Genomic DNA, 14,149 nt, shown 5'->3' on the forward strand with positions numbered 1-14,149 from the left:
TCGATGACGAGGGAGCCGTGGGACGCGCTCGCGCGCCCCATGCGCGGCTGAAGGGTGGAACGTGTCCATGACTTCGGACGAGGTCCGGTCTGTGCCGAGGCGGCCGCTGCCGCTCGACTACAGCAAGCCCAATCTCGCCCGGATGAAGGACGCCCTCCTCGGCGGACACGACCACTACGAAGTCGACAGGCAGGCTGTCGCGGATCTGCTCGCGCTCGCCCCCGACTCCGCCGCCATGGCCAAGGAGTTCCGGTCCTGGGCGAACCGCGTGGTCCGGTTCCTCGCCGGCGCCCGCGGCATCGACCAGTTCCTCGACCTGGGAGCGGGTCTGCCCACCGCGGAGAACACCCACCAGTCGGCGCAGCGGTACAACCCCGACGCGCTGGTCGTCTACGTCGACCACGACCCGGTCGTCCAGGCACACGGGCTGGCCCTGCTGGAGGACCACCTCGTCCACGTCAGCGGCGCTGACCTGACCGACCCCGAGCAGACCCTCACCGATCCGGTGGTCGCCGAGCACCTCGAATTCGACCGGCCGGTCGCGGTGATCCTGAACTCGGTGCTGCACCACATCGAAGACCTCGGCGAGGCGCAGGCGATCGTCCGCGCCTACGCCGACGCCATCGCGCCGGGGTCGTATGTGCTGATCACCCACGACTTCAACCCCGGCGACGGTCCCCGTGCCGCGCTCGCGTGGAAGATCGACGACCTGATGGCCGAAACCGGGTACCGCACGGTGCACCGCCGCCGCGACGAGATCGAATCGCTCTTCGACGGGCTGGAGATCCTCGAGCCCGGCGTGGTCCACCTGCACGAATGGTGGCCGGAAGGGCCACGCCTGGCACCGCTGAGCGACTTGAACCACCTCAGCCTCGGCGGCGTCGGCTTCAAGGCCTAGCGGTCGGCCTTCAAGGACCGGAAGTACGCCTTCAGCGCGTCGTGCGCGGTTCCGAAGTCGTCGGTGTTGCCGGTGATCGCGAGTTCCAGTGTCTCGCCGTCGGACAGCTCCAGCGTCAGGTAGGCGGTGAGCTTCCGGCGGGGGAAGCCGCCCGCGACGATGTCGGTGAACGGGATCCGCCGCGCACCCGGTTCGGCACGCAGATCGTCGAGGCCGCGCTCCTGCAGTTTCCGGATCCGCTTGCGGTCGGAAACGCCGCGCGCCCCGATCAGTCCGGCGACGCCGCGGCGGAGCAGCACCGAACGCGCCATCGGCAGCAGGATCACTTCGGTGTCGCAGACGATCAGGTCGTAGAGCTTCCGCTTGGCCTTGAGCGCGGTGAACATCCCGAGCATCCGGGCCTCGGCGGGATCCGGTTCCCGTTCGGGCTCCTGCTTGCAGAAGTAGCCGGCCGGCACCTTCAGCAGCTGCAGGTTGTGGACCAGTTCGTCGACCGCGCGCGGGCTCGCCACGGCCGGGCCGACCAGTTCGGCGACGTCGAACGGCTCGCCGTCGCCGAGGCACAGTTCCCAGCCGCCGCCCCAGTTCAGCCGGTGCGCGGCCACGCCGTTGTCGATCATCGCGGCGGTGACGGTGTCGGCGAACAACTCGGTCAGCAGGCGGCGGCCCTCTTCGCGGGACGGGGCCCGCAGGGGTTTGGCGAGCGCGTCGGCGTCACCGTCGCGCAGCACCCGCACGACCTCGCCGACCGTGCCGCGCGGCGCCAGCCTGCTCTCGATCCCGGCCGCGGTCAGCAGTTTCGCGCCCTCCGCCACCGACGCCCGGCCGGCGCGTTTGACGACCTCGTCCCAATCCGCCCGCGGCCCGACGTCGCGGACCAGCACGGCCAGTTCCGCCTCGGGGACGTCGACCTTCGGCGCGCCCAGCAGCGACCAGCCCGGTCGCGCGTCCGGTTTCACCGGGTTGTCCGGCACCCCGGCCAAGGCGGCGATCCGCCGTTTCGTGGGCGGGTGGCTGTCGAACTTCGACAGCTCTTCGCCGTCGAGGACGTCGTCGGCGTACTCGGTCACCCAGTCCCGCTGGACCGGGTGGTTGAGGTACGAACGAAAGCCCAGCAGTACCGCGGGGGTCCGCCGAGCGCGCGCGCCGAGCGAGACGTAGCGCTCGCAGTAGTCGTCCCAGAGCGGGCCCAGCGTCGCGACCTTCCGCAGTGCCGCGGCCGCCGTCCGGCTTCCCGCCGCGAGGACGGACGCCTCGTCGGCCTGCAGTTCCTGCCGCCGGTTCGCCGACCGCGCGATGAGCAGGTACAGCTTCGAATACGCCGAGAGCAAGGCTCTCGCGGGGCCGCCGTCGAGCCTGTCGACGGTGAACGCCAGCGTCTGGGTGCCGCGATAGGTGAGCGCGAGCAACCGGGTGTGGCCGCCGCTGTAGTGGCCGAGTTCGTGCGCGAGCACCGACCGCAGTTCGCTCACGCTCATCGCGGCCAGCAACGGCAGCCCGATCAGCATCGTGCGACGGCCCGGCCGCAGGCCGAGGAACCGGGCGTCCTCGGTGACCGCCGCGTTGATCTCGCCGATCAGCACGATCTCGTCCGGGGGCCGCGTCTTCACCTGCGCGGCGAGGTCGTCGATCATCCGCCACAACGCGGGATGGGCGTCGCGGTCCAGCCGCGGTCCCTCGATCGGGGGACGCCGCGCCCGCAACGCGCTCACCAGCCCGAAGCCGAGCGCGATCATCATCGCGAGCCCGGCGAGCATGACGTAGGTGCCGATCTTGCCCTGGATCCGCAGGCCGGCCAGCACACTGGCGACACCCACCGCGACGACCGCCACTGGGAACGCCACGAGCACAAGTGTCGCGAGGACGGCACGTCCTCGGGCCTGCATCGTCCGGTTACCTCTTTTCGCACAAGAGCCCTCTGTGCGGCCGAATAGTAACCGGCTACACAGAGGGCTCGTGCCAAAACGAAGAGCTACCGGGCTCAGGCGACGTTGAAGGTGTCGGGATCCGGTCCCGTCCGCTCACCGCGGTCCAGCGGGGACAGCGACGCGACGTCTTCATCCGACAGGGTGAACCCGAAGACATCGAGGTTCTCCTTGACCCGCGACGGCGTCACGGATTTCGGGATCACGACGTTGCCCAGCTGCAGGTGCCACCGCAGCACGATCTGCGCGGGCGTGCGGCCGTGCTTGTCCGCCAGCGCCTTCACGGCGGCTTCACCGAGCAGGTCGCCGCCCTTGGCCAGCGGGCTCCACGCCTCGGTCGCGATGCCGTGCTTCGCGTCGAACTCGCGCACTTCGGCCTGCTGCAGGTACGGGTGCACCTCGACCTGGTTCACCGCCGGGACGACCGAACCGCTGTCGAGGACGCGCTCCAGGTGGGCGGGCTGGAAGTTGGACACGCCGATCGCGCGCACCCGGCCGTCGGCGTAGAGCTTCTCGAAGGCCTTCCACGTGTCGAGGAAGAGATCGCGCTCCGGCGTCGGCCAGTGGATGAGGTAGAGGTCGAGCCGCTCCAGGCCCAGTTTGGCCATGCTGGCGTCGAACGCCCTCAGTGTGGAGTCGTAACCCTGGTCGCCGTTCCACAGCTTGGTGGTGACGAACAGGTCGTCGCGGGCGATCCCGGACTCGGTGAGAGCCTTGCCGACCCCGGCTTCGTTGCCGTAGACGGCGGCGGTGTCGATGCTGCGGTACCCGGCGTCCAGCGCGGTCTTGACCGCGGCGGTGGTCTCCTCGTCGGGTATCTGGAAGACGCCGAACCCGAGCCGCGGCATCTCCACCCCGTTGTTCAGCTCGACGGTGGGAATGTCGGTCACTTGCTTTCCTTTCGATGGGTACTTCACGGATCAGGCGACGGGGGCCGGTTCGGCGCGACGAGCCTTCCGCCGCCCGTGATCGAGCATGCCTGAGATGACCGCGACCAGCAGTCCGGCGAGCGCGAGCGCGGCGCCGATCCAGTTGGGCGCGGTGTAGCCGAGACCGGCGTCGATGGCCTTGCCGCCGAGCCAGGCACCCCCGGCGTTGCCGAGGTTGAACGCGGCGATGTTGGCGGCCGACGCCAGCGCGGGAGCGCCTTCGGCCTTGTTCATCACACGGGCCTGCAGCGGCGCGACGGTCGCGAAACCGGCGGCGCCGAAGACCGCGATGGTGATCGCGGCGGGAAGCTGCGCGTGCGCGGTGAAGACGAACACGATCAGCACGGTCGCGAGCGCGGCGAGGATGACGTACAGGCTGGGCATCAGCGAGCGGTCCGCGGCCTTGCCACCGAGCAGATTGCCGACGAACAGGCCGCCGCCGAACAGCACGAGCAGCCAGGTCACCGCGCCGGGGGAGAAGCCGGCGACCTCGGTCATCATCGGGGCGATGTAGGTGAAGGAGGCGAACACCCCGGCGAAACCGAGCGCGGTCATCGCCAGCGCGAGCCACACCTGCGGGCGCCGGAACACGGCGAGTTCACCGCGCAGGCCCGCGGACCGCGTCGTCGCCCGCGCCGGGACCAGGGCGAGGATCCCGATCAGGCCGAGCACGCCGAGGACGCTGACCGCCCAGAACGTCGACCGCCAGCCGAACGCCTGCCCGAGCGCGGTCCCGGCGGGTACGCCGAGGACGTTCGCGACGGTGAGCCCGGTGAACATCATCGCGATGGCGCCCGCCTGTTTGTTCGGCGCCACCAGCGAAGCGGCGACGACCGAGCCGACGCCGAAGAACGCGCCGTGCGCGAGCGCGGCGACCACGCGGCCGGTCATCAGCAGGCCGTAGGACGGGGCCAGCGCCGACACGATGTTGCCGGCGATGAACAGGACCATCAGGCCGACCAGCACCGTCTTGCGCGGCACCCGCGACGCGAGCGCGGTCAGCACGGGCGCACCGACCACGACACCGAGCGCGTAGCCGGAGATCAACAGCCCGGCGGAGGGGATCGAGACGCCGAAGTCGCCCGCGACCTCGGGCAACAAGCCCATGATCACGAACTCGGTGGTGCCGATACCGAAGGCACTGATCGCCAAGGCGAGCAGAGCGGCAGGCATAGGAGGCTCACTTCTTCCCGTAGAGTGGTAACTGGCGTGGGCAACTACGAGCGCTTGAAATAGTTGCACGCGCCGTATATTGCACACGCTTGATAATGCATGACGCAACGAAGCTCGGGCAACCGGGGAAGAGGTGAACCGTGTCACTGGCCGACGACGCCGTGGAGGCACGCGCGCAGGGCTGGCGGACCCTCGCCGCACTGCACGCGCGGATCGAGGACGCGCTCGAACGCGCGCTGGCGCAGAAGCACGAACTGTCCGTCAGCGAGTACACCGTGCTGGACGTGCTCGCCCGACAGGACGGTTTCCACCTGCGGATGAACCAGCTGTCGAACGCCGTCGTGCTCAGCCAGTCGGCGACGACGCGGCTGGTCTCGCGGCTGGAGGACCGGGGGCTGCTGCAGCGGTACCTGTGCCCCACCGACCGGCGGGGGATCTACACCGAGGTCACGGCGAGGGGGAAGGAACTGCTCGCGGCCGCACGGCCGACGCACGACGTGGTCCTCACCGAAGCCCTCGCGGCCGCGGAGGAACTCCCGGAACTCGCCCCCTTGGTCGCCGCGCTCGGAAAGCTCACCTTCGCCCGCCCCTGACCCCTGCCGAATCGCGAGGCGGCCTGGCAGGGTGAAGGCGTGGACGATCTTCTGTTGCGCCGGGTCCGGGTCGGCCTGGCGGGTTCCCTGTCGGACGTGCTGATCAAGGGCGGCCGGATCGCGGCCATCGAGGGCCCGGGGCACGCGGGTGAAGCGTCGGAAATCCTGGACGGCCATGGCGGCACGCTGCTGCCCGGCCTCGTCGACGCGCACGTGCACACCGCGCAGTGGTCCGCCGCGCGCCGCCGGATCCCGTTGGGGGAGGCGACCTCCGCCGCGCACGCGGTCGAGCTCGTGCTCGCCCATCTGCTGGCGAATCCCGTACCGCCCGGTGATCTCGTGCTGGGCGCCGGCTTCCGCGACGGCCTCTGGCCCGACGCGCCGCACAAGGACCTCCTGCAGAAGGCGCTGCCCGGGCATCCCGTCGCCCTGTTCAGCGCCGACCTCCACACGCTGTGGCTCAGCCCGGCGGCGCTGAAGCTCCTCGGCCGCGAGCATCCGACCGGGGTGCTGCTGGAGAACGACTGCATGAGCGCGACGGCCGAACTCCCGGTCGCCCCCGACGACGTCATCGACGGCTGGGTCGCCGACGCGCTCGACGCGGCGGCCGCGCGCGGCGTCACCAAGATCGTCGACTACGAGTACACCGACACTGTCACCGTCTGGCGGCGACGGCTGGCCCGGAAACCCTTACCGGTCCGGGTTTCCTGCGTGATCGCGAAGTACCTGCTCGACACCGCCGTCGAACGCGGCCACCGCACCGGCGACGTCCTCGAAGACACCGGAGGGCTCCTGACGGTCGGCCCGTTCAAGCTGTTCGTCGACGGTTCGCTGAACACGCGCACCGCGTACTGCGTGGGACAGTACGCCGGAACCGAGTCCCACGGACTGCTCGAACTGCCGCCTGAAGAGCTGGAACCGTTGATGCGCAAGGCGTCCGGGCACGGCCTCTCCCCGGCGGTGCACGCGATCGGCGACCACGCCAACAAGATCGCGCTCGACGCTTTCGCCACTATCGGCTGCGCGGGCCGCATCGAGCACGCGCAACTGCTGCGCGCCGAGGACGTCGCGCGCTTCGCCGAACTGGGCGTCGTCGCGAGTGTGCAACCCGCCCATCAGCCGGACGACCGCGACGTCGCCGACCGGCACTGGCACGGCTGGACCGACCGGGCTTTCCCGTACGGCGCCTTGCACCGCGCCGGGGTGCGCCTGGAGTTCGGCTCGGACGCGCCGGTCGCGCCGCTGGATCCGTGGGACGCGATCGCGTCCGCGGTCAGCCGCACCGACGACGAGCGTCCGGCGTGGCATCCCGAACAGGCCATGCCGCTGGCGGCCGCGCTCGCGGCGGCGTCCGGTGGCCGGACCGGGGTGGCGGTCGGGGACGTCGCGGATCTGGTCATCACCGCTGTGGACCCGGTGAAGCTCTCACCCGCCGGACTCCGCGACATCCCCGTCACCGCCACCGTGATGAACGGCAGGATCACTTTCGTGTCGTGATCCTTGTTCCGGTGACGGCGGCTGCGCGCGGTGACCGGGTGCGGCAGGGTGAGGTGATCGTGGAAGGAGCGCCATGACCACCGAGAAGCTGTTCCGGATCGCCATCGCCCTGAAGGGACTCGGCGGCGCCCTGCGGCTCGGCCTGGTCCGGCCTACCCCGTCGCCGCCGTTCTTCGCCGCGCTCGACGTCGTGATCGTCGTGCTGGTGCTGCGCGAGTACCGCCAGCTCAAACGGGATCGCGTCGCGGCCTGACCGCCCGGTTCAGGCCGCGACGCGAAACTTCTCCGTGGTCAGATCCGCACCGGGCGGATCCACCACGATCGCGGTGGCGTTGTCGGAGCCACCGAGCGAGATCGCCGTCCGCACCAGCTCTGTGGCCGCCCTGTCCGGCATCGCGAGGATGTCGAGCATGGTCGGCCCGCTGAGCGTCTTGTGCACGCCGTCGCTGGTGAGCAGAAGCCCACCGGTGGTGACGGTTGCCGTGCCGATCTCGTGATCACCGGCGGTGCGGACGCTGCTGGTGACGACGTGTTCCATCCGCGGTGTCACGGGCTGTTCGTGGTCGCGGAAGTACTGCGCGAGCGTATGGTCCTTTGTCACCTGCCGCACGCTGTAACCGTCCCAAGCGTACGCCCGCGCGTCCCCGACCCACGCGATGCCATACCCCTCGCCGGTCCGGACGGCCACGACGAGGACGCAGTCACCCATCCCGCCGGACTCGAGCACAGCGCGCTGAGCAGCCAGAACAGCCGCGACCGCGCCCTGCCCGGCCGGGGTCCGGGTCGCCGCCGAAACCGCCGTCCGCGCCGCGTATGCCGCGTTCGGGTGATCCCCGACACCGTCGGCCAGCGCGAACACGATCCCCGTACCGTCCGCGGCCGCGAACGCCCCGACGGCGTCCGCGTTGTGCCTGCGCGGCCCCTGCGCGCTCGCCGTGTGCCAGTGTGGAAGCTCCCTCATGGTCTTCTCCTCACCGCCGGGTGATTCTTTCCCACTTCCAGAATCCGCTCGTTTCCTGTGTTCCGGCTGAGGGTTCGCTGTCGAAAGGCTGGTGAGTGGGGGAGTGGGGCGCTGGCTTGAGGAGGGGCGTGCGGTCCTCTGCCGGGCATTGTGCTTTCGAGAGGTTGGCCTACATGCTTGGGCGAGCGCAGTCTGCCGGTATGGCCCGTATCGCCGCGTTCACCACCTCCCAGTCGGCAGGTCAGGTGACCGGAGGCGGTCGTTGGTGCCGTCACAGCCTCGCCTCCCGTGTTGGTCCGTGGGCAGGCCGAGGGGCCCGTCGGCGGTGTGGCTGGCGGGCCCCTCGGGTGATGCGGAGTTAGGCGGCGCGGTGGAGAGTGTTGCGCCGGGGTCTTCGTAACGGGTCCAGGTACTGGGGTGGCGTGAACTCGGGTAGGCCGTCGGCCGCCATGTGGACTTCCCAATCGCCGTGGTGGATCAGCCGGTGATGAAAACCGCACAGCAGGGTCAAATTTCGGAGATAGTGAGCCGACTACCGTGCGGAACTCCGCGTTTAGTCCTCTAAATGCGAGATGTGCCAAGCTCGCTCGCGTGACCTATCGCAGCCGCGTGATCAGCGTCCGCAGCCAGCCTCGCGCTCGTCCTCGATCCAGTCGCGCAGCAGTCGGTAGAGAGCGGTGAAGGTGCGTCCGGTGTAGACGACCGCTGCCGAACCTTTCTCGGCGACTCGGACCCGGCCGTCTCGGAAGTCACCGGACTCAAGTAGCGCTTGGTGACCCCTGGAGGTCGACGAACACCTTCGGTCTGCCGCGCGCGAGATCGTACGGGCTGAGGTCCGCCGAAGCGAGTTAGGGGCGGAGACTGTCCACATCGGACTTCGTGAGACAGGTTCCGGCGAACGACAACGGCAGCTGGTGGATCCGTTCCCGCCACGGCGTTCCGCTCAGCAGGTCGTGCACGCTGTCCGCCGATCGGCCGACGAAGCACAGCTCCGCGTCACCGGGGCGCACGAGATCCCAGCGGTACGGCCGTCCAGGTTCTCGTGCGTCCCATCCTCTGTCGACGCCTTTTCAGGAGATCAGCTTGTACACCGTCTGCTCGCCGATCGTGGTGGCGGTGAAGTTCGCGGCGACCCATTCGGAGATCTCGTTCGACCCGCCGCCGGGACCGCCGCCGCGGCCGCCCTCGACGTAGTAACTGATCTCGCCGTTCGCCACGTACTGCTGGAATTCCGCCAGCGTCGGCGCCGGGTCCTGGCCACTCCAGCCGCCGATGCCGATCACCGCCTTCCCGCTCGCGAGTTCCAGGCTCGCCGCCGACTGCGAACTCGCCGTCGCCGCCGCCCATTTCGTCGTGGTCGCGGCGAGCATGGTCCCGATCTCCGCCGAGGAGCCCTCTTCCCTGTCCATACGGCCCATCCCCGGGGTATCGCTCGTGGCCGGCCCGGACAGCGGGATCGAACCGGAATGCGCTTGTGAGGCGGTTTCGATGGCGTACGCGGTGGTGCCGAGGCCGACCGCCAGCACCGCGACCGTCGCGACGACGGCGACGAGTTTGCGCATCGGCGGGACACCCACGAGCACGATCGTCGCGGTCACCAGGCCCAGCCCGGCGATGATCCAGCGCAGCGCGGGCAGCCAGTCGGCGTTGCGGTCCAGCAGGATCCAGGCCCAAACGGCGCTGGCCGCGATCATCAGCGACAGGAACACCCGCGGCGCGAGATACGCCCGTCCGCGCCACAGCGAGGTTCCGGAGACCGCCACCACGGCGGCGATCGACGGCGCCAACGCGACGGCGTAGTAAGGGTGCGCGATGCCGCTCATGTAGCTGAACACCAGCGAGGTGACGAGCATCCAGCCGCCCCACACGATCAGCGCGGCGCGGGTCTTGTCGGTCCTGTCGGCCCGCCGGGTGAACCACAGTCCGGCGACCAGGCCGATCAAAGCGGCGGGCAGCAGCCACGACACCTCGCCGCCGAAGCTGGCGCCGAACATCCGGGTCAGGCCGCTCTCACCGCCGAAGCCGACGTTTCCGCCGCCCGTGGTGCCGCTCACGACGCCTTCAGGACCACCGACCATGACGCCGCCGCCCATACCGAAGATCCGGCCGAGACCGTTGTAGCCCAAGGCGAGTTCGAGCAGGCTGTCGTCGGTCGAACCACCGATGTAGGGCCGTGAATCGGCCGGCCACAGGTCGACCAGCGCGATGAACCAGCCCGCGGAGACGACCACCGAGACGAGCGCCCCGAAAAGGTGGAGCACCCGCTTGCCCAGCGAGGCCGGCGCGGCGATCAGGTACGCGAGTCCGAACGCGGGCAGCACCAGGAACGCCTGCATCATCTTGGTGAGGAAGCCGAACCCGACGGCGGCACCGGCGAAGGCCAGCCAGCGTGGGCTCGCCTTCTCGATCGCGCGGACCGTGCAGTACCCGCCGACGATCAGCAGCAAGGTCAGCAGCGCGTCGGGGTTGTTGAACTTGAACATGAGCGCCGCGACCGGGGTGACAGCGAGCGCCGCGCCGGCGAACAGCCCGGCGACCGGTCCGGAGGTCCGCTTCACCGTCAGGTACAGCAGACCCACCGAGGCGACGCCCATCAGCGCCTGCGGGGCCAGCACGGTGAAACTGGAGAAGCCGAAGAGCCGTGCGAACGCCGTCGTCACCCAGAGCGCGGCCGGGGGCTTGTCGACGGTCAGCACGTTGCCCGAGTCGAGGGAGCCGAACAGCCACGCCTTCCAGTCCTGGGTGCCGGATTGGACCGCGGCGGCATAGAACGTGTTGCCGTAGCCGGAGGCGGTCAGGTTCCAGAAGTACAGCAGCGCGGTCGCGGCGAGCAGCCCGAGAACGGCGGGGCGGACCCAACGGCCCGGTGGCTTCGCGGCGTTTTCCTCGACGGATCCGGGTTCCGCCCGGGAAGCGAGTGCGGTGGTCATGGGTTCAGCTCTCCATCTCGGTGGCGGGCTGACGGCGGGAGCGGAACACCCAGCCGCGCAGCAGAAGGAAACGCAGCACGGTGGCCGCGAGGTTCGCGAGGACGAGGGCGGTGATCTCGAGCGGCAGCCCCGGTGCCGTCATCGTGTGCAGCAGCGCCAGCGCGCCGCTGGTGAGCCCGAGGCCGAGGCCGAACACGATGAGGCCCTGGAATTGGTGCAGTCCGGCGCTTTCCCTGCCGCGGATGCCGAAGGTCAGCCGCCGGTTGAGCGCGGTGTTGCCGATCGCCGTCACCAGCAGCGCGACCAGGTTCGCCGCCTGCGCGCCGGTGAACGTCCGCAGCAGCAGGAAGAGCACGAGGTACGCGACGGTGCTGGCGACGCCGACGGCGGCGAACCGCACCAGTTGCCGCACCAGGCTCGGCGCCACTCCCGGCGCCTGGACCTGGATCGGCGCGCGGCCGAGCTGTTCGCGCAGGCCGCCGATCGGGACCTGCCCGGTCAGCGTCGCCTTGGTCAGCCGCGCGATGCCCTTGAGGTCGGCGGTGGCGGTGGCGACGATGTGCACCGACGAGTCCGGGTCGTCGACCCAGTCGACCGGGACCTCGTGGATTCGCAGCCCCGCCTTCTGTGCCAGCACGAGCAGTTCGGTGTCGAAGAACCAGCCGGTGTCCTGGACGTGGGGGAGCAGCCGCTCGGCGACGTCGGCGCGGATCGCCTTGAAACCGCATTGCGCGTCGCTGAACTTCGCCGCCAGCGTGCCGCGCAGGATCAGGTTGTAGCACCGGGAAATGAATTCCCGCTTCGGTCCGCGCACGACCCGGGCGCCGCGGGCGAGCCTGCTGCCGATGGCGAGGTCGGAATGCCCGGACAGCAGGGGTGCGATGAGCGGCCCGAGCGCGGCCAGATCGGTCGAGAGGTCGACGTCCATGTAGGCGAGCACCGGAGCGTCCGAAGTGGACCAAACGGAGCGAAGCGCGCGGCCTCGGCCTTTTTCCTCCAGGTGCTGGACTTCGACGTCGTCGAACTCCCGGCTCAGCCGTTCCGCGACGTGGAGGGTGCCGTCCGTGCTGGCGTTGTCCGCGACGGTGATCCGGAACGGATACGGGAACTGCTCGACGAGGTGGGCGCGCAGGCGGCGGATGCACGGTTCGAGGTCGGTTTCCTCGTTGTAGACCGGGATGACGACGTCGAGGACGGCGGAGCCGGTCGAGGTGATGGCGGGGCGGCGGCCGGTGCCGGCGCCGGAACGGATCGCGGCTGTCATGTCTTCAATCTCGGGGATGGCGCTGAGGCAGGCTTGTGCCCCGCCTGTGCCGTCGCTGTGTTCCGTCACGGGGTTCACCGGCTCAGGTCGTAGACGGTGACATCGTCCACAGTGGCCGGTGTGTAGGTCTCCGCGACCCAGTCGGCGATGCGCTGGGCGGCGTCGCTGCCGGTCTCGCCGCGCATCATCATGCCGTCGCCGAGGAAGTAGTGGATCTGTCCACTTCGGACATACTCTTGGAACTGTTCCAGGGTGGGAGCGGGGTCCGTGCCGTTGAAGCCGCCGACGGCCATCACGGGTGCCCCGCTGCCGAGCTGGTAGCCCGCCGCGTTGTTGGAGCCCACCGTCGCGGCCGTCCAGGTGTAGTTCTCGCTGTCCTTCCGAAGGAGTGCGGCGAGGTTCTCGCCGGGCAGGCTCGTCCCGAGCAGACCACCGCCGCCGCGTTTGGCGGCCCCGCCTGGCCCGCCGATGGCGATCCCGCCGCCGCCCGGCCCCATGTCGCGTCCGGTGTCCGGGCCCGCCGAGGGCAGCGCGCCGGAATGCGGGGTGGCCGCGGTGGCGACCGTGTACGCGCCGGTGCCCGCGAGAACGGTGACCAGCGCGCCGACGGCGACCAGGCGCCTCACGGCATCAGGCAACCGGGAAGCGACGAAGACTCCGATCGCGAACAGGAGCCCGGCCACGAGGATCGCGATCGCCAGTCCCGGTAGCCACGTGGAATGCCGTGACAGCAGGAGATACGTGGTCAGCGCGGTCAACCCGGTCCCGGCGCTCAAGGTGCCCGCCGCGGTCGGATTGCTTCGCGCACGCCACAATTGCGCACCCGCGATTCCGACGAGTGCCGCGATGGCCGGGGCGAGCGCGATCGTGTAGTAGGCGTGGATGATGCCGCTCATGTAGCTGAACACCGCGGCGGTCGCCACGAACCAGCCGCCCCACAGGATCAGCGCCGCCCGCCCGCGGTCGGTGCGCGGAGCGTGGCGGGTGAACCACAACCCGGCGGCCAGCGCGACGACGGCGGCCGGGAGCAGCCAGGCGATCCCGCCCGCCATCTCGGTACCGAACAACCGGTCCCAGCCGGTGCCGCCCCAGCCGCCGTTCCCGCCGCCGCCGACGCTGCCGACCTCGTCGCCGGTGATGCGGCCGAACCCGTTGTAGCCGAAGGCGAGTTCCCACAGACTGTTCCGCTGCGAGCCGCCGACGTACGGCCGGTCCGCGGCAGGCCACCACGCGACGACGGCGAGATACCAGCCCGACGCGACGACCGTCGCGGTCAAAGCCCCGGACAGGTGCAGCAGACGGCGGGCGACCGACGTCGGCGCGGCGATCAGGTAGGCGAGCCCGAACGCGGGCAGTACCAGGAAAGCCTGCAGCATCTTCGCGAGGAAACCGAATCCGACGGCGACCCCGGCCAGCGCCAGCCAGCGCGGGCTCGCGTTCTCCAACGCGCGCACGACGCAGTAGGCGCCCGCGACCAGGAGCAGGACGAGCAGCGCGTCGGGGTTGTTGAACCGGAACATCAGCGCGGCGGCCGGGGTGAGCGCGAGGACGGCGCCCGCCAGCAGGCCCGCGGCGGGGCCGGACGTCCGCCGCACCGTGGCGTACAGCAGCGCCACCGAACCGACACCCATTAGCGCCTGCGGTACGAGGATGCTCCAGGCGTTGACGCCGAACAGGCGCGCGGAAAGGCTCATCACCCACAGCGCGGCCGGTGTCTTGTCGACCGTGATCGCGTTCGCGGCGTCGCTCGAGCCGAAGAACAACGCCTTCCAGCTCAGCGATCCGGCCTGTGCCGCCGCCGAATAGAAGGCGTTGGCCCAGCCGGATGCGCCGAGATTCCAGAGATAGAGGACGGCCGTGGCGAGCAGGAGCGCGGCGACGGAGGGCCGGACCCAGCGTGGATCGGACGGCTGGTCCGCCGTCGCGGCGTCTTCGGTGTCTTCGTCGGCGGCGTCGCGAGAGGCGAGGAGGGTCATGAC

The 14,149-nt window shown here is 70.1% G+C and carries 12 protein-coding genes and 1 pseudogene; 4 read left to right on the forward strand and 9 right to left on the reverse strand.

Annotation, left to right across the window (positions count from 1 at the left end):
• Nucleotides 1-67: 67 nt before the first annotated feature.
• Nucleotides 68-898 carry an SAM-dependent methyltransferase gene (locus ACZ54P_RS28540; protein WP_465464657.1) on the forward strand — a complete coding sequence of 277 codons (831 nt, stop codon included), beginning with the start codon at nt 68-70 and terminating at the stop codon, nt 896-898.
• Here ACZ54P_RS28540 and ACZ54P_RS28545 read toward each other — a convergent pair.
• The 3 genes from ACZ54P_RS28545 to ACZ54P_RS28555 form a co-directional block, all read right to left on the reverse strand.
• On the reverse strand, nt 895-2,742 hold the full coding sequence (locus tag ACZ54P_RS28545) for a M48 family metalloprotease (RefSeq protein ID WP_465464658.1): 1,848 nt from the start codon (nt 2,740-2,742) through the stop codon (nt 895-897). The genes ACZ54P_RS28540 and ACZ54P_RS28545 overlap by 4 nt on opposite strands.
• A 137-nt stretch (nt 2,743-2,879) precedes the next feature.
• A complete protein-coding gene (locus ACZ54P_RS28550; protein ID WP_465464659.1) occupies nt 2,880-3,713 on the reverse strand; it encodes an aldo/keto reductase in 834 nt (277 codons plus the stop codon).
• 30 nt (nt 3,714-3,743) lie between these two features.
• Nucleotides 3,744-4,925, reverse strand: a complete 1,182-nt coding sequence (locus ACZ54P_RS28555; protein WP_465464660.1) for an MFS transporter — start codon at nt 4,923-4,925, stop codon at nt 3,744-3,746.
• A 140-nt stretch (nt 4,926-5,065) separates the two neighbouring features.
• Between ACZ54P_RS28555 and ACZ54P_RS28560 the strand changes: the two genes are divergently transcribed.
• From ACZ54P_RS28560 to ACZ54P_RS28570, 3 genes are all read left to right on the forward strand, one after another.
• A complete protein-coding gene (locus tag ACZ54P_RS28560; RefSeq protein ID WP_465464661.1) occupies nt 5,066-5,518 on the forward strand; it encodes a MarR family winged helix-turn-helix transcriptional regulator in 453 nt (150 codons plus the stop codon).
• Between the two features lie 39 nt (nt 5,519-5,557).
• A complete protein-coding gene (locus tag ACZ54P_RS28565) occupies nt 5,558-7,015 on the forward strand; it encodes an amidohydrolase (protein WP_465464662.1) in 1,458 nt (485 codons plus the stop codon).
• Between the two features lie 73 nt (nt 7,016-7,088).
• Nucleotides 7,089-7,268: a hypothetical protein gene (locus ACZ54P_RS28570; RefSeq protein ID WP_465464663.1), complete on the forward strand. Its 180-nt coding sequence runs from the start codon at nt 7,089-7,091 to the stop codon at nt 7,266-7,268.
• Nucleotides 7,269-7,277: 9 nt separating this feature from the next.
• Here the strand turns inward: ACZ54P_RS28570 and ACZ54P_RS28575 are convergent, their stop codons facing one another.
• The 6 genes and pseudogenes from ACZ54P_RS28575 to ACZ54P_RS28600 all read right to left on the reverse strand — a co-directional run bounded on the left by ACZ54P_RS28575 (nt 7,278) and on the right by ACZ54P_RS28600 (nt 14,146).
• Nucleotides 7,278-7,976: a PP2C family protein-serine/threonine phosphatase gene (locus ACZ54P_RS28575; RefSeq protein WP_465464664.1), complete on the reverse strand. Its 699-nt coding sequence runs from the start codon at nt 7,974-7,976 to the stop codon at nt 7,278-7,280.
• 358 nt (nt 7,977-8,334) lie between these two features.
• Nucleotides 8,335-8,496, reverse strand: a pseudogene (locus tag ACZ54P_RS28580) (HNH endonuclease); the annotation flags it as partial.
• A 328-nt stretch (nt 8,497-8,824) separates the two neighbouring features.
• A complete protein-coding gene (locus tag ACZ54P_RS28585) occupies nt 8,825-8,986 on the reverse strand; it encodes a hypothetical protein (protein ID WP_465464665.1) in 162 nt (53 codons plus the stop codon).
• A gap of 60 nt (nt 8,987-9,046) precedes the next feature.
• Nucleotides 9,047-10,906 (reverse strand): glycosyltransferase family 39 protein, encoded by a 1,860-nt coding sequence (locus ACZ54P_RS28590; RefSeq protein ID WP_465464666.1) that lies wholly within the window; start codon nt 10,904-10,906, stop codon nt 9,047-9,049.
• Between the two features lie 4 nt (nt 10,907-10,910).
• Nucleotides 10,911-12,170, reverse strand: coding sequence for a bifunctional glycosyltransferase family 2/GtrA family protein (locus ACZ54P_RS28595; protein ID WP_465464667.1), 1,260 nt, complete (start codon nt 12,168-12,170; stop codon nt 10,911-10,913).
• A 74-nt stretch (nt 12,171-12,244) separates the two neighbouring features.
• Nucleotides 12,245-14,146 carry an ArnT family glycosyltransferase gene (locus ACZ54P_RS28600; RefSeq protein WP_465464668.1) on the reverse strand — a complete coding sequence of 634 codons (1,902 nt, stop codon included), beginning with the start codon at nt 14,144-14,146 and terminating at the stop codon, nt 12,245-12,247.
• Nucleotides 14,147-14,149: the final 3 nt, after the last annotated feature.

It is taken from the genome of Amycolatopsis sp. NPDC034160 (assembly GCF_055575355.1).